General features: G+C 59.7%; 16 protein-coding genes. 4 read left to right on the top strand and 12 right to left on the bottom strand.

The annotated features are described in order from the left end of the window. Positions 1-463 precede the first annotated feature (463 nt). The gene (locus tag ACW9HX_RS09205; protein ID WP_457380338.1) at positions 464-2,122 is read left to right on the top strand and encodes a nitrite/sulfite reductase; all 1,659 of its coding nucleotides are present in this window, start codon (positions 464-466) and stop codon (positions 2,120-2,122) included. Next, entirely contained in the window at positions 2,106-2,600 is a 495-nt protein-coding gene (locus ACW9HX_RS09200) for a DUF934 domain-containing protein (RefSeq protein WP_096819964.1), read from the top strand. Before ACW9HX_RS09205 ends, ACW9HX_RS09200 begins: the two co-directional genes overlap by 17 nt. A gap of 42 nt (positions 2,601-2,642) precedes the next feature. Here ACW9HX_RS09200 and ACW9HX_RS09195 read toward each other — a convergent pair whose 3' ends face one another. Both ACW9HX_RS09195 and sohB read right to left on the bottom strand, forming a co-directional pair. Beyond that, positions 2,643-7,520 (bottom strand): dermonecrotic toxin domain-containing protein, encoded by a 4,878-nt coding sequence (locus ACW9HX_RS09195; RefSeq protein ID WP_457380337.1) that lies wholly within the window; start codon positions 7,518-7,520, stop codon positions 2,643-2,645. A 193-nt stretch (positions 7,521-7,713) separates the two neighbouring features. Continuing rightward, positions 7,714-8,736 (bottom strand): protease SohB, encoded by a 1,023-nt coding sequence (gene sohB, locus ACW9HX_RS09190; RefSeq protein WP_457380336.1) that lies wholly within the window; start codon positions 8,734-8,736, stop codon positions 7,714-7,716. A 207-nt stretch (positions 8,737-8,943) separates the two neighbouring features. Here sohB and ACW9HX_RS09185 point away from each other — a divergent pair, with 207 nt between their 5' ends. Continuing rightward, positions 8,944-9,654: a histidine phosphatase family protein gene (locus ACW9HX_RS09185; protein ID WP_457380335.1), complete on the top strand. Its 711-nt coding sequence runs from the start codon at positions 8,944-8,946 to the stop codon at positions 9,652-9,654. A gap of 48 nt (positions 9,655-9,702) precedes the next feature. Beyond that, on the top strand, positions 9,703-10,020 hold the full coding sequence (locus ACW9HX_RS09180) for an SCP2 sterol-binding domain-containing protein (protein WP_085730743.1): 318 nt from the start codon (positions 9,703-9,705) through the stop codon (positions 10,018-10,020). Between the two features lie 52 nt (positions 10,021-10,072). On the opposite strand, the gene ACW9HX_RS09175 is transcribed toward ACW9HX_RS09180, so the two are convergent. The 10 genes from ACW9HX_RS09175 to ACW9HX_RS09130 form a co-directional block, all read right to left on the bottom strand. After that, positions 10,073-11,656, bottom strand: a complete 1,584-nt coding sequence (locus tag ACW9HX_RS09175; protein WP_457380334.1) for an ABC transporter ATP-binding protein — start codon at positions 11,654-11,656, stop codon at positions 10,073-10,075. A 1-nt stretch (position 11,657) separates the two neighbouring features. Further along, the gene (locus ACW9HX_RS09170) at positions 11,658-12,680 is read right to left on the bottom strand and encodes an ABC transporter permease (RefSeq protein ID WP_457380333.1); all 1,023 of its coding nucleotides are present in this window, start codon (positions 12,678-12,680) and stop codon (positions 11,658-11,660) included. Further along, entirely contained in the window at positions 12,674-13,744 is a 1,071-nt protein-coding gene (locus ACW9HX_RS09165) for a microcin C ABC transporter permease YejB (protein WP_457380332.1), read from the bottom strand. Before ACW9HX_RS09165 ends, ACW9HX_RS09170 begins: the two co-directional genes overlap by 7 nt. After that, positions 13,731-15,581 carry an extracellular solute-binding protein gene (locus ACW9HX_RS09160; RefSeq protein ID WP_457380331.1) on the bottom strand — a complete coding sequence of 617 codons (1,851 nt, stop codon included), beginning with the start codon at positions 15,579-15,581 and terminating at the stop codon, positions 13,731-13,733. The genes ACW9HX_RS09165 and ACW9HX_RS09160 overlap by 14 nt, the downstream gene beginning before the upstream one ends. Before the next feature lie 114 nt (positions 15,582-15,695). Then, complete coding sequence (locus ACW9HX_RS09155; protein WP_457380330.1) at positions 15,696-18,350, bottom strand: TonB-dependent receptor; 2,655 nt, start codon at positions 18,348-18,350, stop codon at positions 15,696-15,698. A gap of 118 nt (positions 18,351-18,468) precedes the next feature. Beyond that, positions 18,469-18,972, bottom strand: a complete 504-nt coding sequence (locus ACW9HX_RS09150; protein ID WP_192558160.1) for an RES family NAD+ phosphorylase — start codon at positions 18,970-18,972, stop codon at positions 18,469-18,471. Beyond that, positions 18,969-19,445 carry an antitoxin Xre/MbcA/ParS toxin-binding domain-containing protein gene (locus ACW9HX_RS09145; protein WP_457380329.1) on the bottom strand — a complete coding sequence of 159 codons (477 nt, stop codon included), beginning with the start codon at positions 19,443-19,445 and terminating at the stop codon, positions 18,969-18,971. The genes ACW9HX_RS09150 and ACW9HX_RS09145 overlap by 4 nt, the downstream gene beginning before the upstream one ends. Before the next feature lie 267 nt (positions 19,446-19,712). Further along, positions 19,713-22,637 carry a TonB-dependent receptor domain-containing protein gene (locus tag ACW9HX_RS09140; RefSeq protein WP_457380328.1) on the bottom strand — a complete coding sequence of 975 codons (2,925 nt, stop codon included), beginning with the start codon at positions 22,635-22,637 and terminating at the stop codon, positions 19,713-19,715. 91 nt (positions 22,638-22,728) lie between these two features. Beyond that, positions 22,729-23,679 (bottom strand): FecR domain-containing protein, encoded by a 951-nt coding sequence (locus tag ACW9HX_RS09135; protein WP_457380327.1) that lies wholly within the window; start codon positions 23,677-23,679, stop codon positions 22,729-22,731. After that, a complete protein-coding gene (locus ACW9HX_RS09130) occupies positions 23,676-24,182 on the bottom strand; it encodes a sigma-70 family RNA polymerase sigma factor (RefSeq protein ID WP_457380326.1) in 507 nt (168 codons plus the stop codon). Before ACW9HX_RS09130 ends, ACW9HX_RS09135 begins: the two co-directional genes overlap by 4 nt. Between the last annotated feature and the right edge of the window lie 287 nt (positions 24,183-24,469).

Below are 24,469 nucleotides of genomic sequence, written 5' to 3'. Positions count from 1 at the left end.
CGCCTGATCCCGCTTTTTGTCCGACAATCGTCGGAGGCGGGCCCGGAGGGGTCGTTTTACTGATGACTGACCCAGAACACCGCTGTTCCAACGACCAGAATGATCAGGAACAGAATGGCCCACGCATCGACACTGCTATCGCTTTTCCTTGCCTTGGTTGGGTTGCTCATTGCATCGCCTCTTGTCGGTTTTATCGGTGATTGCAGAAAGACTCGACCACAGTTAAGACGATGATTGTCCGCACGACAAATGTGGGTTAGTTAACAGTGATTCTCGTTAGTCGTTTTGGTTCTTTCCATATACTCAAACATCACTTTTGCGCATAACTGCAAACGGGTATATTGCCCCGGCTCCATTAGGGAGTGCGCGGCCGTGCGCGCGTAATTGCAGAGGCACCATCGGACTCCAGCAAGCGAAAACGCAGCGTTTTCCGAGTAGCCCAAAGCCTGAGAACAGGACTTATATGTACGTATACGACGAGTACGATCAGCGGATCATCGAGGACCGCGTCAAGCAGTTCCGTGATCAGACCCGACGCTATCTGGCAGGTGAGCTGAGCGAAGAAGAATTCCGCCCCCTGCGCCTGCAAAATGGCCTGTACATCCAGCGCTTCGCGCCGATGCTGCGGGTGGCGGTGCCTTATGGCCAACTGACCTCGCGTCAGATGCGCATGATGGCGAAGATTGCCCGTGACTACGACAAGGGCTACGCCCACATCAGTACCCGCCAGAACGTACAGTTCAACTGGCCGGCACTCGAAGACATCCCGGACATCCTCGCGGAACTGGCCACCGTGCAGATGCACGCGATCCAGACCAGCGGCAACTGCCTGCGCAACGTCACCACCGACCAGTTCGCCGGTGTTGCGTTCGATGAGCTGATCGACCCGCGTCCGTGGTGCGAAATCGTTCGTCAGTGGACGACCTTCCACCCGGAATTCGCCTACCTGCCGCGTAAATTCAAGATCGCCGTCAACGGTTCGACCTCCGACCGCGCGGCCATCGAAGTCCACGACATCGGCCTGGAGCCGGTCCACAACGCTGCTGGCGAACTCGGTTTCCGCGTGCTGGTCGGCGGCGGTCTGGGTCGTACCCCGGTGGTTGGCGCCTTCATCAACGAGTTCCTGCCGTGGCAGGACCTGTTGAGCTACCTCGACGCGATTCTGCGGGTCTACAACCGCTACGGTCGTCGTGACAACAAATACAAGGCGCGGATCAAGATCCTCGTCAAGGCGCTGACGCCGGAAGTCTTCGCCCAGAAAGTCGATGCCGAGATGGAACACCTGCGCGGCGGCCAGACCACCCTGACCGAAGCCGAAGTTCATCGCGTCGCCAAACACTTCGTCGACCCGGACTACAAGGCACTGAGTAATCAAGACGCCGAACTGGCCGCCCTCGACAAAGAGCATCCGGGCTTTGCCCGCTGGCGCACTCGCAACACTCTGGCGCACAAAAAACCGGGCTACGTGGCCGTGACCCTGTCGCTGAAGCCGACCGGCGTTGCACCGGGCGATATCACTGACAAACAGCTCGACGCCGTCGCCGATCTGGCCGACCGCTACAGCTTCGGTCAACTGCGCACCTCCCACGAGCAGAACATCATTCTCGCCGACGTGGAGCAGAGCCAGTTGTTCACCCTGTGGGGCGAACTGCGTGAAGGCGGTTTCGCCACGCCGAACATCGGCCTGCTGACCGACATCATCTGCTGCCCTGGCGGTGATTTCTGCTCCCTGGCCAACGCCAAGTCGATCCCGATCGCCGAATCGATCCAGCGCCGTTTCGACGACCTGGACTACCTGTTCGACATCGGCGAGCTGGACCTGAACATCTCCGGTTGCATGAACGCCTGCGGTCACCACCACGTCGGTCACATCGGCATTCTGGGTGTGGACAAGAAAGGTGAAGAGTTCTACCAGGTCTCCCTCGGCGGCAGTGCCAGCCGTGACGCCAGTCTGGGCAAGATCCTCGGTCCTTCCTTCGCCCAGGAAGACATGCCGGACGTGATCTCCAAACTGATCGACGTGTACGTGGAACAACGCACCGAAGACGAGCGTTTCATCGACACCTACCAGCGTATTGGCATCGACCTCTTCAAGGAACGCGTCTATGCAGCGAATCATTAAGAACAACGAGGTCGTCGACGAAACCTGGCACTTGTTGCCCAAGGATTTCAACATCGACGAGATCAGCAACTGCGACGACCTGATCGTCCCGCTGCAACTGTGGCGCGAGCACAGCCGCATGCTCAAGGCCCGCGATGGCGGTCTTGGTGTGTGGCTGGACGCTGACGAAGAAGCCGAGGAAATCGGTGACGACGTGAATGAGTTCCAGGTGATTGCCCTGAACTTCCCGGCGTTCACCGACGGCCGCAACTACTCCAACGCCCGTCTGCTGCGTGACCGTTACGGTTTCAAAGGTGAATTGCGGGCGATTGGCGACGTGCTGCGTGACCAGCTGTTCTACATGCGCCGCTGCGGTTTCGATGCCTTCGCCCTGCGCGCGGACAAAGACCCGTACGACGCCCTTGAAAGCCTCAAGGACTTCTCGGTGACCTATCAGGCCGCCACTGACGAACCGCTGCCGCTGTTCCGTCGCCGTTGACCACAGGCCCCGAGCCCTTGTCAAAGGGCTCGGGGCCTCTGCTCAAACCGTTTTCGCTCCCAATCTGTTGGGCCCTGGCGTGACCGGCAACTGCAGCCCCGGATGGCGTGCCAGTGCCGCATCGGTCAGTTGCTTGCGCAACTCCAGGCTTTCATTTCTGAAGTTGTCGAGGATTGTCGTCATTTGCTGTGCGGCAGTTTCGCGAGACAGATTGACCTGCGATTCCAGCAGGGAAAAAGCCCGCGCGCTGCGATCCAGCATCTCGGCGAATGCATCCTGACGACTCGTCAACAAATACTCGGCCCAGAATTCCTGCCGACTGATCGAATCGGACAGTCGTGAGCTGTTTTCAGCCTTGACCACTTCCAGATAAGCCTTGTCGATCTGCTCGTCGGTGACCTCGACGTCCAGCTGCACATTCAGCTCAGCGGGTTGCGCAGGCAGTTCCAGACGTCCCGCCAGTCGTACCCGGTAAATCAGACTGATATCCAGCGCCTGGCGCAGGTTCAACGACTCTGTCCGGGCGCGACGGGCGGTTTCCAGCACGACCTGCTTTTCCAGCTCCTGCAATCGAAACAGTCCGCGCAGCAGACGAATAAGATCGCCTTCAAGCGTCTGGCCACCGGTGCGAGCCACTGCCGCGGCCCTGAAGCACAGAACCCTGACTTCCAGATCGCTGAACAGCAAGGACGCATTAGCGGCACTCGCACGCCCCTCCCTGGCCATGCGAAAGAGCACGCGACGCAGCCGGTCGTCTTCACACGCGGCCTCCAGCACATCCCAGACCCGTTGGCCGAGCTGAGCACGGACACGGGAATAGTCAGCCGTCCCCCGCAATTGCATGAGCATCTCGAAAAATGCCCGTGAATCCGGATCAGCTGACAGCGACATCAAGACCTCGGTTGCCCGCTCGACCTGCACGGATGACAAACCGCTGACCCAACCGGCACCTTGCGCGTCAGCCGCTGGCCGCGCCGTGGCGAGGTAGTCGGGAATGATGACACCCAGGCTGATACCTTGCGCCCGCTGATAATCGGCAATGGCCTGAAGGCTGGTCGCGGACAAAGGGTTGCCATCAATATGAGTGCCCCGATTGAGCACTGCACGCGACTTGAACACGGACGCCGGGACTTCCACGATTTTGTTGTTGCGCAGATCCAGGGTTTCCAGATAAGTGAGCCCATCGATGTCCGCAGGCCATTGAGTGATGCCCGTATCGTGCAAGTCCAGATGGCGCAAGTTGCGCATCGCGCTGACGTCAGGTGCGTGCCCCAACGCCTTGTTCAGGCTCAGGTCAAGTGAACGCAAATGCGCTTTGCTGCCCAGTTCCTGCACGGATTCTTCCGTCAGGCGGATCTGGTTGTTACTCAGATCCAGATCCGTCAGCCCCGGCATGTCTGCAATCGCCAGGGGAATTCGCGTCAGCTCGTTGCCAGAAAGCTCCAGCACCCGCAGACGGGTGAAGTTACGCAGGAAGGCATTTAATCCGGCGCTGGCACCTACGCCATTCATGTTCAACGCCGTCACATGCGCAAAGTCACCGACGATCACGGGAAACTCGCCCAGTGGCACCCCGTCGAAGGTCAGGCTGTAATGACTTTCACCTGGTTGTCCGGGCGTGCGGGTTTCCTTGCGCCACGCTCGCAGAATGGCCCGTGCCGCCCGAGCTTTATTGCGGGAGGACACTTTGAGTCTCATGCCTTCGCTATCGTGGTACCAGGTATCGCGCAGCACCCAACGCTCCAACGTCCCCAGGATTGTCCGGTATTCCTCTCGCATGACCTCAAGGGTTCTAATGGCCAATACTTCGTCAATGCTCAGTGACGAAACAAATTGATCAATCTGTACTGATGGTGAGGGGTAAAGCTCGTTCGCTCGCCGTGTCAGTACCGGCGATTTGTTCGGCACCGAACCTTGTACCGGCACTGAGTGCACGACGGCTTGCTCGACCTGTCGATCTGCCAGTCCCATAGGCGAGCGGTAGTCGCCCCGCAAGGCCTCAACCCCCAGTACTTTTGCAAATGCCTCGCGCCGCTGCAGGGCCAGCGCGGTAATCTTTCCTCTCAAGCCCGTGCCATCCAGATCCGCATCCACGCCAATCGCTTTGCGCGCGTGCGCCGGGAGGCTTTTTGACAAGGTCTGGAAAAAATTCGCCCGGGTACGTTCCGGCTGACTGGAAACCACAGTGTTGCGTGAGTCCAGGCCTTGATAACGGTCGGGGTACGCTTCGAGCAATACCTGATGTGCAGCGCCGCCAGGACCGACAGTGGCCCGCTGATCGGTATGCACCCCCCAATCAAGAATCTCGATAAACACATCGCCGGGCCAGCCGGGCAAATGCGTCAAAGTGTCGAGCACCAGCATATCCGCATCACGTCCGCTCGCCGCGTCCAGATACAAGCCCTCGTATGCCCGGTTCGTGCGCTGGATCTGTTGAAAACGTCGTGCCTCTTCCGCCAGACGCAGCGGTACGGTATCGGCATCAAGCTGCTCCCATTCATGCGCATTGGCATGGTGCGCCAACTCATCGGCGACACTGGCCGAGAGCCCCGGGAATGCCTTGATGATCGGCTCGCCCCTGGGCAACTCGCAGACATCGGCGCGCTGAAACAACCGGTTCATCATCGCCATGCGCAAGCGCGGCGCCAGCCCGGCAATATGTTTGCCCAGCAGCGCATGCTGATTTTTCTGCTCCACGGTGGTAGATCCCAGCAAGCGCGAACGCTCACTGTCGTTCAGCGCTGCCAGCAGCGGAGAGTAAAACTGTCCCCTGCTCAGCAGGTCTTCATTGATTTTCACCTCGCGGGTTCCACTGGTTCCTCCGTAGCGTGCCACTTCGTTAGCGGTGATATCCGTCACGACAATCGCCATGTCCGGCGGCCAGCGTCCTGCCATCGTCAGTGAGTACAACTGCAGATCGGCATCGGCCTGCGGCGCAGAAGCTGTAGCGGCCATCTGCTCGATGAACGTCGTGACATCGATATCCGCGCGAAAACGTCGGACCGTATCGGTCAGCATCGCCATTGGTTTGCCGCGCTCGACAAACAGCTGGCGCATGGCGGCATCGTCGATACCGCTTGCCGCGATGATTTGCAGGGCCCGAGTATCCGGAATCTTCGACTCACGAAATCCCAGACGACGGAACAGCGTCAGCGAGCTCCACTCATGAAGCCGTTCGGAATCGTGCCGCCAGGCACCCGCCCCATTGGTCTCAAGCACCGGGGAATAGCGTTTAGGCATTTGTGGCGTATGCACTTCCCATAAACGGGTGCCGCTCAACGGACGTACCGCGTACGCATCAGTTCCCAGGGGCAGATAACCATCGCTGCCACGCCAGACCAGTCCTTGCGCGTCCGCCGACAGACTGCTCGGCAATGACTCCTGCTGGCGGTAAGCGCTCATGTCCGGATTCCACAACCGATACGACAGGTTGCCTACCGGCACACGCCGCAGGCCCTGAATGAAACTCGACGAGCGCACCGCTCTATAGGCCTTGCCCGCGGCAACACCACCGGCAGCAAAACCCGCCATGAGAATCAGGTTTTCGAGGGTATCGAACAGACAGTCAGCGGCATGCTCCTGATCACCATGGGCCCAGTTGTCGATACCTTCATAGATCTCGCCGAGCAACTGCAGGCCTGCGACGGCACACATGACCTGACCCAAAAGCGGTACGAATGAAAGAAAGAACAGAGCGGTATTCAGCCCAATGGCTTTATAGGTATCCAGCCGCGCCAATCGGGTTTTTTCATCTTCGTCATCAGTGGGCACCACCAGCAGACGAGTGTCGGCCCTGACCTGTGCAGCCCGATGCTGAAAGATCGCCAGAAACAGATCCTGTTTTGCATCACCTTCAAGATCGATACCTGTCAGCGGCAGGTAGATCGAAGAGAAAGGGAGTTGATTCGGCCGGGTGTTCAAGAGCCGTACATCCAGCCCGGTGAGGAACATCGAGCGATCCTCCATCGATATGAAGCGCAAGAAAAAACTTCGAAATTCGGGATCGCGCAAGCGCCAGCTCAACTCGATTTCGAACTTCTGAAACGACACGTATTCTTTCAAGGGGTGTTCGGGATCACCGGGCATATAGATTACGCAACGATAATCGTCATCCGCATGTTCACTGATCGGGCCGATGAACATCGGCCCTCTGAGTGTCACTCCGAGCATTTCAAGACTTTGATACCCGAGTGTGTTGTTGCCAAGTTTGATCGATGATGCCCGGTCTCGCACCGATGCAAGCATCTGGCAGATATCGAAGCTGATGTGGCCACGCAGGTAGGCCATATGTCGATCCACATCAAACTGATCTTTTGAATAAGCTACAGATGTTTCCTGCAAACTTGCGACTTGATCGCCGCCACCAAAAAATACTTCAACATGTTTTTGATATTGCTTACCAAGATCCAGATAGCGACACAATCTCGCGAACTCATGGGGCTGCATCCCTAACACCTGATTGGCGTGCCCCGTCACCCGCTTCGGAATGTATAACAGAGACCTCTCGTGATAATTACTGGCCAGGGTTTCCGACAGCTCGAAGTTCTCGCAAGCCGCCGTCAGCAAGCCCCGATCAATCGGCAGTACCAATTTTTTGCGCAGGCCGAGCAGGCTCGATGTGGAACGCACATGCTGAAATATCGCCCCATCAACTTCAAAGGCCTCTCCGAGCTTCTCGGCCATCGCCTTGGCCAACAGTGGCGTACAAAAGCTCTGCGGGGATTTCAGCTGGCGAAATTGCTCCAGCGCGGCGTCGCGCGATTTGAAACTGGTTTTGAGACTCTCATACAGATTCTTGCGGGCGGCCTCAGAAGACGCCAACAACCAGGGAGGGATCTGTTTCTTATAAAAATCGAAGAAGACACCTTGTTGCGCAGGTGTCATAACGGGAATACCTGTCTTGCTATTTTCAACTTCCATGTTTAACAACTTTATTCGGAGAGAGGGCATTCAGAATAAAGTCACGACTTCTTTCAATACAGCGCGATTAGTTGATGAATCAACCTCCAAAACAACCAATACATTCAACTATAAAACATCTATATACCGCACTTCCCCATAATAAAAATGCATGACGCTCGTGTGGCTGAAGCCCCACGAGCGTTCGCAGTACTTACCAGAAACGTTGCTGAGTCAGACGGCTCCACCAGCTCAGCAACACGCGATCCACCGAGCCGCTGGCCGCCATGCCGATACGCTCCTGCAAGCTTTTGCGCTCGGCATAGTGCAAGTGATAGACCTCGGACTGTCTGGCGCGCTCGGCCAGGTATTCGTCGCTGGTCTTGAGCTCGTCCACCAGTTGCTTTTCCAGCGCTGCGATGCCGAGCCAGACTTCACCGGTCGCGACCTCGTCGATCGCCAGTTGCGGGCGATAACGCGCGACGAAGTTCTTGAACAGTTTATGGGTGATGTCCAGGTCTTCCTGGAATTTCTCCCGTCCCTTCTCGGTGTTTTCGCCAAACACGGTGAGGGTGCGTTTGTATTCACCGGCCGTCAGCACCTCGAAATCGATGTCGTGCTTTTTCAGCAAGCGATTGACGTTGGGCAACTGTGCAACCACACCGATGGAGCCAAGAATGGCGAACGGAGCACTGATGATCTTCTCGCCGATGCAAGCCATCATGTAGCCGCCGCTCGCTGCGACCTTGTCGATGCACACGGTCAACGGCACGCCGGCCTCGCGGATTCGCGCCAGTTGCGATGACGCCAGGCCGTAGCTGTGCACCATGCCACCGCCGCTTTCCAGGCGCAGAACGACCTCGTCCTTGGGTGTGGCCAGCGTCAACAGCGCGGTGATCTCGTGGCGCAGGCTTTCGGTGGCCGACGCCTTGATGTCGCCGTCGAAATCCAGCACGAATACGCGCGGTTTGGCGTCCGGTTTCTTCTTCTGTTTCTTCTCGGCCTTGGCCTCGCCCTTGCGCAAGGCCTTGAGCTGATCCTTGTCGAGCAAGGTCTGCTCCAGGCGCTCACGCAGGCCTTTATAAAAATCGTTGAGCTTGTTGACCTGCAATTGGCCAGCGGACTTGCGCCGGCCCTTGCTGCGCAGGGCAGCAAAACTGGCCAGCACCACGAGAATGGCGATAACCAGGGTGACGGTCTTGGCCAGGAAACTGGCGTACTCAGTCAAAAACTCCACAGTGACTCCTTCAAACGATGCGCCGTTGAGAAACGCGCGCGGGAATGAGTTCCAGCATACCCATGCACCGCCTCGTCGGCCAGCCGTGAAACCTCTGGAAACAGGCCTGTAACGGGCATTTCAAACAAGCGTATGTTTTTTCATTGACAGCTCTCCGTCATCCCCATAACCTCGCCACAACCTTCAACGTACCGGGATGACGCGGACGTGGGCAGCATCTACTTGATTCGACATGGCCAGGCCTCCTTCGGTGCAGACGACTATGACGTCCTGTCGACGACCGGTGTACGCCAGGCAGAGATCCTCGGCCGCCACCTCGCCGAACTCGGCATCAGCTTCGATCGCTGCCTTTCGGGCGACCTGCGCCGCCAGCAACACACGGCCAACAGCGCGCTGGAACAGTACGCTGCCGTCGGCCTGCCGATCCCTGCTCTGGAAATCGACTCGGCCTTCAACGAATTCGATGCCGACGCCGTGATCCGCGCCCTGCTCCCGGCCATGCTGCCCGAAGAACCCGAAGCGCTGGATATCCTGCGCAACGCCGCACAGAACCGTGGCGAGTTCCAGCGCATCTTCGCCCTGATCATCGAGCGCTGGCTGGCCGGCACTTACGACACTCCGGGGCTGGAAAGCTGGCTGGGATTCGTCGAGCGGGTCCAGGCCGGGCTGAACCGCATACTCGATCAGGCCGACAACACCCAGAAAATCGCAGTGTTTACCTCGGGCGGCACCATCACCGCCCTGCTCCACCTCATCACTCAAATGCCTGCCCGACAGGCCTTTGAACTGAACTGGCAAATCGTCAACACCTCGCTCAACCAGCTGAAGTTCCGCGGTCGCGAGGTGGCTCTGGCTTCCTTCAACAGTCACGCACACCTGCAACTGCTGAAGGCCCCGGAACTCATCACTTTTCGCTGAGTCCGGATTACTGTGACCCTGCTGCAATCAACCAAAAAGGATCGAACCATGACCTCCGTAGCTGATGCCGTAAAAGCAATGCAAGCCAAGTTCAACCCAGCCGCTGCTGCCGGTCTGGATCTGATCTTCGGTTTCAACATCACTGACGAAGACAAGCACTACGCCCTGATCGTCAAAGACGGCACTTGCGACATCCAGGAAGGCGAAAACGCCGACGCCAACTGCACACTGGTGCTGGACAGCGAAACCCTGAAAGGCATCGTCAGCGGCGAAACCGACGGCATGCAAGCATTCATGGGCGGCAAGCTGCGCGTTGAAGGCGACATGATGCTGTCGATGAAACTGTCCGAGCTGTTCCCGGCGTAAGACTGCAGCCAGCCTGCAAACAAATCCCGCCCCTGTGGCGGGATTTGTCGTTTCAGGCATTCAAACCATCAAACGAAGCCGCCAGCAACTCCCGCGTATAAGGATGCTGTGCCGAGTGGAACAACTCGGTCGTTTCCCCGCGTTCCACCACCTCGCCATCTTTCATCACGATCAGGTCATGGGCCAGGGCCCGCACCACCGCCAGGTCATGGCTGATGAACAGATAGGCCAGCCCGTGTTCCTCCTGCAACCTGCGCAGCAGCGCGACGATCTGTTTCTGCACGGTGCGATCCAGCGCGGAGGTCGGCTCATCGAGCAGAATCAGGTCCGGCTTGACCACCAGTGCCCGGGCGATGGCGATGCGTTGTCGCTGCCCGCCAGAGAACTCGTGCGGATAACGATGGCGCATCGCCGGATCGAGGCCCACTTCCCGCAAGACATCAATCACGGCCTGTTCACGTTCCCGCGCATTCATGTCGCTGTGCACCTGCAAACCTTCGGCGATGATCTGCTCTACGCACAAGCGCGGACTGAGGCTGCCGAACGGGTCCTGAAACACCACTTGCAGGCGCTTGCGCAGCGGCCTTAGTTGTTTTCCGCTCAGGCCTTCCAGTGCCTTTCCTTCGAGGCGAATGCTGCCTTCGGCCTCGATCAATCGCAGGACTGCCTGACCAAGGGTGGATTTGCCCGAGCCGGACTCACCGACGATGCCCAGGGTCTTGCCTCGTTGCAGCGTCAGATCAATACCGTTGACCGCGTGCAGATACGACTTGGGGCGCAACCAGCCGCCGCCGAGCCGGAAGCGCACGTCGAGATCGCGCACTTGCAGCAGTTCCTCGGTTTTGTCCCGGCATAGCGCTACGCCGCCGGGCTCGGCATTGAGCAACTCGATGCTGTAAGGATGCTGCGGCGCCCGGAACAGTTGCTCGCTGGTCGCCTGTTCGACGATTTCCCCAGCACGCATTACCGCCACTCGTTGAGCGATGGTGCGCACCAGATTCAAGTCATGGCTGATAATCAGCAGCGCCATGCCCAGTCGCTGTTGCAATTCTTTGAGCAACAGCAGGATCTTGCGCTGCACGGTGACATCGAGAGCGGTGGTTGGCTCGTCGGCAATCAGCAATTGCGGCTCGCATGCCAGTGCCATCGCGATCATCACTCGCTGCCGTTGCCCGCCGGAGAGCTGATGCGGATAAGCCTTCAGACGCTCGCTCGGGCGTTGAATGCCCACCAGTTCCAACAGCTCCAGAATCCGTTTGCGTGCCGCCGCACCCGCCAGGCCTTTGTGCAGCGCCAGGCTTTCGCCGAGTTGCCGCTCGATGCTGTGCAGCGGATTGAGCGAACTCATCGGCTCCTGAAAAATCATCGCAATGCGGTTGCCGCGCAATTGCCGCAGATAGCGCTCATGCACGCCCAATAACTCTTCGCCGCCATAGCGGATGCTGCCGTCAATGCGGGTGATGGCCGGGTCCAGCAATTGCAGGATGCTGTGGGCCGTCACCGACTTGCCGGAACCGGATTCCCCCACCAGCGCCAGGCATTCCCCCGGGCCAATATCGAGGTCGATGCCGTGGACCACTTCCTGGCCTTTGAAGGCAACCCGCAGGTCGCGTATTTCGATCAAGTGTTCACGCATATCAAGTCCTGGGGTCGAAGGCATCACGGCACGCTTCGCCGATGAATACGAGTAATGAAAGAATCAGCGCCAGCGCAAAAAATGCTGTCAGGCCCAGCCACGGCGCTTGCAGATTGGTCTTGCCTTGGCCGATCAACTCACCCAGCGAAGCGCTGCCCGCCGGCATGCCGAAGCCGAGGAAATCCAGCGCCGACAGGGTCGCGATGGCTCCGGTGAGAATGAACGGCAGGTACGTCAGCGTCGCGCTCATGGCGTTGGGCAGAATGTGCCGCACGATCACCTGCGCATCGCCGACGCCCAGCGCCCGCGCCGCTTTCACATATTCGAGCCCTCGGCTGCGCAGAAACTCGGCGCGCACCACGTCAACCAGGCTCAGCCAGGCAAACAACGCCATGATGCCCAGCAACCACCAGAAATTCGGTTCGACGAATCCCGACAGAATGATCAGCAGATACAGCACCGGCAGCCCCGACCAGACCTCCAGCAAACGCTGTCCGATCAAGTCGACCCAACCGCCGTAGTAGCCCTGCAACGCGCCGGCGGCGATGCCGATCAAGGCACTGATCACAGTCAATGCCAAGGCAAAGAGCAGCGATACCCGCGTGCCGAAAATCACCCGCGCCAGCACATCCCGCGCCTGATCATCGGTGCCCAGCCAGTTTTTGCCGGAGGGCGGGCTCGGTGCCGGTTCCGTGAGGTCGTAATTGACCGTATCGAATCCGAACGGGATCGGCGCAAACCACATCCGCCCGCCCTGCCCCTCGATCAGCTCGCGCACCTGGGCGCTGCGATAGTCCGGCTGGAACGGAAGCTCGCCACCGAAATCCTGTTCGGTGTAACGCTTGAAGGCCGGGAAATACCATTCACCCTGGTAGGTCACCAGCAGCGGTTTGTCATTGGCGACCAGCTCGCCGCCGAGGCTCAAACCGAAAAGTACAAGAAACAGCCACAACGACCACCAGCCGCGCCTATGAGCCTTGAACCGCGCCCAGCGGCGCTGTCCGATGGGAGAAAGCATCAGCATCGGGCGGTCCTCGCGGAGAAGTCGATGCGCGGGTCGACCAGCGTGTAGCACAGGTCGCCGAGCAGTTTTATCAAGAGTCCGAACAGGGTGAAGATGAACAGCGAACCGAACACCACCGGGTAATCCCTCGACACCGCCGCCTCGTAACTCAGGCGGCCGAGACCGTCGAGGGAGAAGATCACCTCGATCAGCAAAGAGCCGCTGAAGAACACTGTCACCAGTGCCTGAGGCAACCCGGCGACCACCAGCAACATCGCATTGCGAAACACGTGTCCGTACAACACCTGTCGCTCACTCAACCCCTTGGCCCGGGCCGTGACCACGTACAGCCGCGAGATCTCGTTGAGGAAGCTGTTCTTGGTCAGGATCGTCAGGGTCGCAAAACCACCGATCACCAGTGCGCTGACCGGCAGCACCAGATGCCAGAAGTAGTCCGCCACCTTGCCCCATAGCGTCAGCTCGGCGAAGTTGTCCGAGACCAGCCCGCGCACCGGAAACCAGTCCAGCGCCGTGCCGCCGGCAAACACCACGATCAACAACAGGGCGAACAAAAAGCCCGGCATCGCGTAGCCAATAATGATTGCCGCACTGCTCCAGACATCGAATGCCGAACCGTTGTGCACGGCCTTGCGGATGCCCAGCGGGATCGACACCAGATAGGTGATCAACGTCGCCCATAAGCCCAGCGACAAAGTCACCGGCAGTTTCTGCCAGATCAGTTCGGTCACCGTCGCGCCACGGAAGAAACTCTTGCCGAAGTCCAGTTGCGCGTAGCTTTTGAGCATCAGCCACAAACGCTCGCTGGCAGGCTTGTCGAAGCCGTACTGGCGCTCGATATCGGCCACCAGCTTCGGGTCCAGGCCACGGGTCGCGCGGGACTCGCCGCCAATGCTTTCGACATGGCTGGCACCCACCGCCCCGCCGACGCCGATCCCCTGCAAACGGGCGATGGCCTGCTCCACCGGGCCACCGGGCGCGGCCTGCACGATCACGAAGTTCACCAACAGAATTGCCAGCAAGGTCGGCACGATAAGCAGCAAACGCCGCAGGCTATAACCCCACATGAGCAAACTCCTTTTGCTGTTTTTGCGCCTGAGTGGCGGTCAACGCCGTGGGGCTGATTTCCCACCAGGTATCGAGGCCGGCGTCGTACAGCGGAGCAATCGCCGGTCGGCCGAAACGGTTCCACCACACCGTGGAAATTCCCGGCGGGTAGTAATTGGGAATCCAGTAGTAGCCCCACTGCAGCACCCGATCCAGCGCCCGGGCATGACGCAAGAGGCTTTCGCGACTGTCGGCCTGCACCACCCCTTCGAGCAACGCATCCACCGCAGGGTCGCGCAGCACCATGTAGTTGTTGGAGCCCGGATCATCGGCGCCGTCGGAACCGAAGTAGTTGAACATTTCGCGCCCCGGTGCCTGGCTCACCGGGTAGCCGACCACGATCATGTCGTAATCGCGATTGCGCACGCGGTTGGTGTATTGCGCGGTGTCGACCTGACGGATATCGAAGCCGATGCCGATCTGTGCCAGATTGCGTTTGAACGGCAGCAGCAGACGCTCGAAACCTTTCTGGCCATTGAGAAAGGTAAATTGCAGCGGCTCCCCGGCGGCATTCACCAGTTGATCGCCACGGGGTTTCCAACCGGCGGCCTCCAGCAATTTCAGCGCCTGCAACTGTTGCGCGCGAATGTTGCCACTGCCGTCGGTGCGCGGCGCCTCGAACACCTGGCTAAAGACCTCATCGGGGATCTTGCCGCGCCACGGCTCGAGGATTTTCAGTTCTTCAGCGTCCGGCAACTCAGTGGCCGACAGCGCACTGTGGGAGAAAAAACTGCGCTGGCGCAGGTACATGTTGCGCATCATCTGCCGGTTGCTCCATTCGAAATCCCAGAGCATGGCGATCGCCTGGCGTACTCGGCGATCCTGAAACATCGGCTTCTGCAGGTTGAACACGAAACCCTGAGCACCTTGAGCGGCGCCGGGCGCGAGGTGTTCGCGCAACAACTTGCCCTGCTCCAGCGCAGCGCCGGCATAACCGATGGTGTAACTGGTGGCGGAGAATTCGCGGTTGTAATCGAAGCCGCCGGCCTTGAGCACTTGCCGCGATACGTCGGTGTCGGCGAAGAACTCGACGCTCAACTGATCGAAGTTATAGAGCCCGCGGCTGACTGGCAGATCCTTGCCCCACCAGTCCTGAACCCGCTGGAATTTCACACTGCGCCCGGCATCCACCGCGCTGACCCGATAGGGGCCGCTGCCGGGCGGAATCTCGAAACCCGCGCCTTCGGCAAAGTCCCGCGTGCGCCACCAGTGCTCGGGCAGCACGGGCAGCACCGCCAGATCCAGCGGCAAGGTGCGACTGTCGTTGTTCTTGAATACGAAGCGCACTTGCGTCGGCGACTCGACTTGTACCTCGGCGACATCCCGAAACTGTTGCCGGTACTTCAGGCTGCCCTGGGTGGTGAACAGCTCGAAGGTGTAGCGCACGTCCTCGGCGGTGATCGGCGTGCCGTCATCGAAACGCGCCGCTGGATTGAGATAGAAGCGCACCCAGCGCCGATCCGCGTCCAGCTCCATGCGTTGCGCCACCAGGCCGTAGACGCTGTAGGGCTCGTCCTTGCTGCGATAAGCCAGTGGCGCGTAGAGCCAGCCATCGATCTCGGCGACGCCGGTGCCTTTTTCGACATAGGGAATCAGGTGATCGAACGGGCCGCTTTCAAGCGAAGAACGCCGCAGGCTGCCACCCTTGGGCGCATCGGGGTTGGCGTAGGCAAGATGCTGGAAGTCCGGGGCATACTTCGGGGCTTCGCCGTAGACCGTGAGGGCGTGTTGGGGCTGCGCAAATATCGCCGGGCTCAACACAAGACATACGCCCAGCAAAGTGAGTCTGGAAAACATGGGCAGATCCTTTAACCGCGTACCCGCCTGCTTGTGATGTGCAACAGACAGGCACTTTTTATAGGGCCGGTTTTAGAACGATGGGTTACTAAAACCGGCGCTGACTGGTCATTCTCAGAACTTGTAGTTGACCCGCGTGTACAACGTGCGCCCGAACGGATCGCCGTATTTCGGGTCGTAGCCGCTTTGGAACGTGTAGGTCTGATTGCTGAATGGCGGCTCGCGGTCAAACAGATTCTTCACCCCCAGCGTCACGGCCAGGGTCTTGCGCCAGGTGTAAGTGCCGGCCACGTCCCAGACGTTGTATGAACCAACGTAATCGTGGGCCTCACGATCCGAGTCGTGATAACCGCTGGTGTAGCGGTTGGTCAGGCTTGCGCCAAACGGGCCGTAGTTCCAGCTGCCGGTCAGGCTGTGGCGCCAGCGGGCAACGGCGCCGGCCGATGAGAAGTCACCGCCACGGAAGTCCCCCAGCTTGTCGATGTAGTCGCCCTTGAGCTGCTGCTGATACTCGTAGCGACTGACATAGGTCCCTTGCAGACCGATACCGAAGTCGCCGTAAGGCGTGCTCGGCAGGCGATAGTCGAAGCTCACGTCGACGCCGTTGGTCTTGATCTTGCCCAGGTTGGCCAGGCCCGTAACGACGTGATCGATAGAGCCGTCAGGCTTGCGAATCAAACGCTCCGGGTACAGCTCCGGGTTCTCGAACACCGCCGACTCGGGGAATTCGGCGATCTGGTTGGCGATGTTGATCCACCAGAAATCCAGCCCGGTGGTCAGGCGATCGAACGGCTGATAAACAAAACCGAGAGTGACGTTGCGTGCGGTTTCCGGGCTCAGGTCCGTGTTGCCGCCCGTGGTCCGGTTGAACTGCTGGGCACAGTCGCGGTTGGCGATCCCGCCATTGCTCGGATTACCCCCGGCGCACAGGCGCGGGTCGTTGTAGTTGGCGTTGGTGAAGGTGGTGAAGTTCGGGTTATAGAGCTCGTACAGCGACGGCGCGCGGAAACCTTCGCTATACGCGCCGCGAACCACCAGTTCCTTGAACGGCTGGAAACGGAACGAGTATTTCGGGTTGGTGGTGCTACCAAAATCACTGTATTTGTCGTGTCGTACGGCAGCGGACAGTTCCAGGCTGTCGAGCACCGGCACATTGACCTCGGCGTATTGAGCCGCGACGCTGCGATCCCCTGACACGCTGCCGTTGGGGTCCACGCCGAGGCTCTGCACATCACCGGCAAACGCGGCGAAGTCCTGATGGAAGTCTTCCTTGCGGTACTCGCCGCCCAGCGCCAGCGCCGAAGGGCCGGCGCCAAACCAGTCACCGATCTCGCGGCTGACACGGCCATCAATCGCCTTCACCCGGCCCACAGCGGTTGCGTAATCACCGTCCACGGCGTTAGCCGCCAGTAACGCGGAACCGGCAGCCGTCTGCGGGCCGAACGGGTTGATCACACCGTTGGCAATGCCCTGGCTGACAGCCCGGTCATTTACATAACCGCTGCGGATCGTATTGACCACTTTGTTCTGGTTGTACGAGGCGCCGACGTTGTAGTCCCAACCGACGAGCGTTCCGTCGAAGCTCAGCAGCAGGCGCTGACCGGTGTTGTCATCCTCATGCTGGCGAGCACCGACAGCGGTTTCGCGCCAGTTCACGTCCACCGGTTGCGTCGGATCAAGGGCAAAACCGCTCGGCCCGGGGGTGATGCCATTGCCGGGATAAAACGCCGTACCGGGATTCACCTGATTGCCCATCAGGGTGCCGGGGCCGATCTGGGTACGGTTTTCGTTGCGCGCCCAGAAGTATTCGAGGCTGACGTTGTGATCGTCCGACAGCTTGCCGGTGGCTTTGGCGAAGGCCGATGTCTTCTCGGTTTCCGGCACCAGATCGAGGTAGTTCCACAGGCTCTGGCGGCAGATACCGTTGCGCGACAACAGCCCCGGCGCATTGCAACCGGAACCGGCCAACGGGTTGGTGGCGTTGCTGCCCTGGCTCCAGTTGGCCGGCGATGCCGTGCCGGAGGTGTAATCAAGCCCTCGCCCCGGCTGGTAGTTGTAGGTGTAAGCACGATCTTCGGCGGCCAAACGTTGCTGCTTGTCGTAACTCACGACGCCGAAGACGTTGAAGCGATCGTCCTGCAAATCACCGAATCCCCAGCTGCCGCTGAAATTACGGCTTTCACCGCCACCGGAGTGCGTCGGTGTGTCGTAGTGGGTGCTGATCTGGCCTTCGGTAAGGCTGGTCTTGGTGATGAAGTTGATCACCCCGCCGATGGCATCGGTGCCATACAACGCCGAAGCACCATCACGCAGTACTTCAACCCGGTCGATGGCGGCGAACGGAATCGTATTGAGGTCCACGCCGGAACCGTTGATGGCGTTGGTCGCGTTGTTGCTCAAGCGGCGCCCGTTGAGCAGCACCAGCGTCTTGTTCGGGCCGATTCCACGCAGGTCGGCGTAAGACGCCCCGCCGCTGCTCGAACCCACCGAACGCCCTGAGCCTACGGACGACTGGTTGGCAGAGATCCGGTTGACCAGCTCTTCAGTCGTCGTCACACCTTGCTTCTGCAATTCTTCCACCCGAAGGATGGTCACCGGCACGGCGGTTTCGGCATCGACCCGGCGGATCGCGGTGCCGGTCACTTCGACCCGTTGCAGTTGAGTGGTCGGTTCTGTGGCACGGCTGTCGGCGGCAATCGCCGGCAATGTGTTGATCGCCATCAGCAAGGCGAGGCTCAACGGGGATCTAACGGGTGAAAATCGAATCATGAACAGCCATCCCTGCGTTTTGGTTTATGCAGGGATGTGCGATGGCAGATGGCGATTTATAGGGCGCGATTTAGACCGTTGGGTGCTGAGGTTATGCAAAAAAAGGCATGTGGATTGCTCAGGCCAGTTCTGCATCCCTCAGCAATCGTGTATCCAGCCCGAACCGCTCTTGCGAGACCATCCTGAATTGCCCTTCCGCCAAATCGCAGCTCACCAGCAAGTTCCACGAATGCCGGGTGGCTGCCGAGGGGATCAGTACGAACGGATGCTCGGCGAGCAATGCATCGGCAAAATCCTGCTGGTTAGGCGAAGACTGTGCCGGGCTCATCCAGTAAGGGTTGGGCAGCTCCTCGGGTTGCACGATTTTCACAAGTGCCTCACTGATCACCTCAAAGCACGTCAGCACATAGGGACTTTTATCCAGTGCGTTAAAACTCCCATGAGCTGCCACCTCCAGAATGGCGGTAGAGGGATCGATCGAGGCATAAACGACACGCCGACCGGGCCGGTTCCATCGGCCACCCTGCAGTTCCGAACCAATACCGCTGTCCCAGGTGCATCGATAAACCTCAGGGTCCAGCCGCCACGCATACCAACGGTCGTCCCAAGGCAACGGGTTCATTGATAAACCCCGTATTTGATTCGGTGCAGATAAGCATCGACCGATTGATACCCCAAAGAGCTCTCAATCAATGTGACGGGTCTGTAACCGTTTAACCATTTGGTTGCCTTGTTCAACCATTCCTCGGCGCTCGGCTGATCGTGGAACACCTCGATGGCGGACTCCAGAGCGTGCGCATACTGGAAGGCGATCATGCTCTGCTGGCGGCTCAGGCGCGTAGGCTCGTCGCTGTTAAGCAAGCGCCGTACGGTTCTGACGGACCTTCCGGTGATGAGCTGCACAAGTTCGCTTTCCCGGTACAGCTCAGACGTTGAAATCATGTTGACGACGTCGCGCAGATCAAAGCCTTCCAGCGCATAACGGATGATGTACATGGTGTCCCTGTCCCATATCCGGCCATGCAGCAACAACTCCACGGGTTTGCCCTCGACTCTCTTCAGCCCTGTGAGCCGGGGTGCTTTTGTCTGGGGCATGGGAGCACCCTCCGTAGGGCACCTGGCGTGATCGGCACGCCAGAAATCACGAGGGGAATAAGTAGAGTTTTCGTGCTCGAGATGTGCGGTTCGCATAATCCATCCAATGTCAGGGGCCCGAGCGTTCAGGCCGGTCAGTGACTTCATGTCACGACCGATGCTATAGGCCCCGCTTCCGACGGCCAACCTTAAAAAGTCGTCGGAAATATCCCTGCTTTCACTCAAAATCCGGCAACTTCCGTAGGACGTTGCCGGACGCCTCCATACTCAACTGCCGAAGTGATAACTCACATCCAGCCACCACTGGCGGCCGTAAGGGTCGTAGTTGCCGGTCGGGTAATACGGCCAGCCTGCCGAGTCGTCGTGCTTGACCTGATTGAGCACGTTGTTGACCGTCAGACCTACGCTCGCCCGGTCGTTGAGCTTGTATCGCGCGCTGGCATTGAACACCGTCCACGGCGACAGACGCCCGTCGCCCGCGCCATTAGTGACGGAGCCATACCGAATGCCCATCAGCGTCGCCGTGGCTTTCTGGTAATCCCAGGTCAGGCTGGCGTTGACCTTGCTGCGCCAGTCGTAGTTGGTGCGCGAAGTGCGCCAGTCCTGGGTCGGGGCTTCGTCCGATTCCTTGTAGAAGTGCGACAACACCAGGGTGTAGCCCAGCGCCGAACTGAACGCGCCGTACTGGCCCGCGCCCCAGCGAATGTTGCTCTTGAAATCGAGACCGCTGACTCGCTCGCTGGCGGCGTTGATCGCATTCACCCGCACCCGCTGCAACTGGTTGGGATCGACGGCGGCATTGCCCGGGTTACGGTCAACTCGTGCCAGGGTGGACTGACAGTTGGCCGAGTTGATGTCCTGAGTGCCGTTGCGGCATTCGTTCTCTTCCTGCAACAGGCGGTTTTCGTCGACAGTGGTCAGCAGGTCATCGATTTCCACGCGCCAGAAGTCGGTGGAGAAATCGAAGTTGCGAGACGGCGACCAGACAAAACCATAGGTCCAGGATTTGCCGCGTTCGGATTGCAGATCCGCCGTACCGCTTTGCGTGTAGTCGACCCGCCCGCGATCGCACGCCCCCTCCACGCCCTGGCTGCAACCGTAGTAGTCGATCTGTGCCGGGTAGTAACCGTTGCTGTCGGACTGATAGATGTAGTTCAGGTCAGGCGCCCGGAAACTGGTGCCGTAACTGCCGCGCAACAACAGGCTGGTGACCGGACGCCATTCCAGGCCGAGGTTGTAGGTTTTCTGCTGCTCGGTGCGGCCACTGAATTTGTACTGGTCCCAGCGCCCAGCCGCTGTCGCCAGCACGGTGTCGGTGACCGGAATGCTGAACTCGCCGCCGGCGGCGTAACGCTTGCGCGAACCGCCGGAGCTTTGCGCTGGCGTCACGCCATAGAAACTGCCGTCGTTGAGGCTGTCGTCCGGATCGATCCGGTATTGCTGTTTGCCTGCTTCCAGTACGCCGGCGAATCCGACCGGGCCGGTCGGCAGATCAAACAGCTCGCCGTTGATCGAGGCGTTGTAGCTGGTGGACACCGACTTGCTGCTTTGAGTCAGGTTGCCGCGAAACTGCTCCCATTCCTGCGGCGTCAACGGCCGGTCAAGACGCGAAGCGTCCGGGGCAAACACCGGGTACCCGCCGCGCGTACCGAGCTGCGGGCCAAGGTAGAAATCCTGGATCGACGACAGCGGCGTGTAGCGTGTGGTGCGTACGCTTTTGTATTCCGAGCGGTTGGCCGCCAGGTCATAGCGCCAGCCGGTGTTCGCGATCTTGTCCGACAGCCCGAGGGTGCCGGTCCACGAGGTGTCGCGCCACTTGCTGTTGTTGCTGGTGCGTCCGCCGATTTCCTCTTCGCCGAAGCGCCGATACCAACGCTCCAGATTGCCGCTGTTCTGGTTGATGAAGTCCGGCGAAGTGAAGGTCGGGCCACGGGTGTTGTTCTGGATGTGATCGAGGCCGTACATCAGGTCAGCGAACACTTGACCACTGTCGCTGAAATGCCACGTACCGCGGGTGTAGCCGTCGTAGTTTTCCTTTTGCGTCTGGATCGTCCAGTAATCGTTGTACATCTGGTCGGTGCGGCAACGCCCGCCGTTGTTGAACAGTTTGTTGTCGAACGTGCCTTGATAGGCACCGCAGCCCGGCCCCAGGTAACGGTTGTTGCTCAGATCGCGACGGTAACCGACATCCGCCAGCGGCCCGCTCTGCATGAAGCCACGGTCATCGGCCCAGATCGGATCGCGGTTGGTCAGCTCGAGCCCGAACAGGCCGTCGAAGTCGCCCCAGCTGCCACCACCACTGATCTGCAATCGCCGGTTGTCACCGCCGCCGCGCTCGCTGGTGCCGCCCTTGAGGTTGACGTCGACGCCATTGATTTTGTCCTTGAGGATGATGTTTACCACCCCGGCAATCGCATCCGAACCGTAAATCGCCGAGGCGCCGCTACTGAGGATTTCGATGCGATCGATGATCGCCGAAGGAATATTCGCAAGGTTGGTGAAGTTGACCTTGCCGTCGTACGGCGTCGGGTAATCGGCAACCCGCCGGCCATTGATGAGCACCAGCGTGTGGTTGGGGCCGAGGCCGCGAAGGTTGAGGGCGCTGGCCGCCGGTTGCCAGGTGTTGCCGTAGTCTTCGCCCTGGGTCATACCGGTGTTTTGCGTCTGCGTGGCGAGGGCGTCATAGACGTTCTTGTAGCCCCGCGCTTCCATTTCTTCGTGGGTGATGACATTGACCGGCGTCGCGCCATCGGACTGCGCCCGGGCGATCCGCGAGCCGGTGACCGTGACTTTTTCCATACGGTAATCGGCGCTGCTGGCGGGCACTACAGCTGCAGCTTTCACGGGCGCAGCGTTCGGCACATCGGCCTGGCGAATGCTCAAACCCTGAGTGCCCTGCTCGACTTGCAGCCCGCTGCCGAGCAACGCCTTCTCCACCGCCTGCCGGCCGCCCAAGGCACCGCGTACCGCGCTGCTGCGCTTGCCTTGCACCAGGTTCTGACTGAAGGAAATCGGCACGCCGGTCTGGCGCGAGATGTCCAGCAGCACCTCGTCGAGGGCTCCGGCGGCAATGTCGAAGGTAAAGACCTGAGTGGCGGCGTCTTGCGCCAGAACGGTGGCCGGGACAATGCCCGTCGCCAGCACGATGGCCAGCGTCAGGCGGGACAATTGTTTTTGTTTGAATGAGAACATCGAGGGGCTTCCCTGTTGAAGGCGTCTGCAGGGAATGAGCAGCGGGCCGGCGCTTTTTATAGGGTCGCGGATAGACCAGGAAGTTATGGTTTTATAACCGTGCTTCGATGCTCACCCAATAAGGGTTGTGCCAGGTGACGCGGATCGGCAGCGAGCGTTCGAGCAACTGCAAGGTGCGGTCGCTGTCGTCCAGCGGATAGAGGCCGCTGAGGCGCAGACCGGCAACCTCCGGGCTCAAGTGCAGAATGCCCCGACGGTAGCTGCGCAGGCTGTCGATGACTTCGCTCAACGGGCGATCACGCACTTCGAGACGCCCTTGTACCCAGGCGCTTTCCTGGCCTTTGCTACGCTCCAGTGCGAGGATTTCCTGGCCGTTGAACAGCAGACTTTCGCCCGCCTCCACCAGTTGCCGCGCACCGCCGGCAGTCACCACTTCGACTTGCGAATGCAGCATGACCAGCCGCGTCGAATCTTCACCGCGCTGCACCAGGAATTTCGTACCGAGTGCACGCATCCGCCCGTGATCGGTTTCAACCACGAAGGGCCGGGCCAGATTTTTCGCCACGTCGACCAGCAGCTCACCGCTGCGCAAAGCCAGCAGACGCTCGACGCTATCGAATCGCGGCACCACTCGGCTGCGGGCGTTCAGCGTCAGGGCGCTGCCATCCTCCAGCGTGAATTGACGTCTCTCGCCTGTACCCGTCGACAACTCGCCGGCCTCCGGCAGCCATCCATAACGTCGACCGAGCAAACCGGCCAGCACGGCGATACCGAGCACGCCGAGGCTGCCGCTGATGAATCGACGACGGCTGCCGGAGGGAGCATTCAGGCTGTGCAACACACTCTCGCGCGGCAACCCGCGCAGGTTCGAATGGCGCAGCAGGTTCAGCCCGCCGCCCATTTGCTCGATGATCTGTTGATGCCGTGGATCCGCCGTACGCCAGGCGTCGAAGGCTGCACGCTCCTGCAGGCTGACGTCCCCCGATTGCAACAGCGCCATCCATTGCGCGGCTTCGTCGATCAGCGTTTCGTCCGGTCTCATGCCTGCATCGCCTGATAGCAACGCTTGAAAGCTTCGACCATGTACTGCTGAACCCGACTGGTGGATACGCCGAGGCGTTCACCGATCTCGCTGTAGGTAAGACCATCGAGCTGATGGTAGAGAAAAGCAGCCTTGGCCTTGGCCGACAGACCGTTGAGCAAGCGATCCACCGCCAGCAGCGCTTCGATCACCAATGCCCGCTCCTCGGGCGACGGATGCACGGGCTCCGGTGCCAGGGCCAGGCTTTGCAGATAGGCGCGTTCCAGATCCTGCCGCCGCCAGCCTTCATAAACCAAACGCCGGGCAATTGTGGTCAACAGCGCGCGCGGCTCGCGAATCGCCAGTGGATCGGGCAATGCCAGCACCCGAAGAAAGGTTTCCGAAGCAATGTCCTGTGCGCTGTGCGGGCAACCGAGGGTACGGCCGACCGCTGCACATAACCATCGGTAGTCCTTTTGGAACATTTGCCCGATGACCTGGTAATGCGGGTTGTGACTCCCCATGCCTTACTCCCTGAAAACGGGCTCCACCCGCTGCGAAAATCCATGGATACGCCGGGATCGTCCGGCGTTGATCAGGGCTGCGACTGTGCAATAGCGTCGCGGACATTTGAAGTAATAAAAAATCAGGATAAGCAAACCATTAAGAATAAGGCGCTTGGTCGCCACGGCAACATTGGCTGACACAACGTTGATCTCGATCAGTGGCGCCGGCCACGCCACTCTCTAACCTTGCGCCTCCATCGATAGCCACGGACGGCTCACCGGGAGCCTGCGGCTGACCTTTCAAG

It is taken from the genome of Pseudomonas sp. SDO52101_S400 (assembly GCF_054071635.1).
The sequence above is the reverse complement of the archived record's forward strand: the minus strand, read 5'-3'. Positions and strand labels throughout refer to the sequence as shown.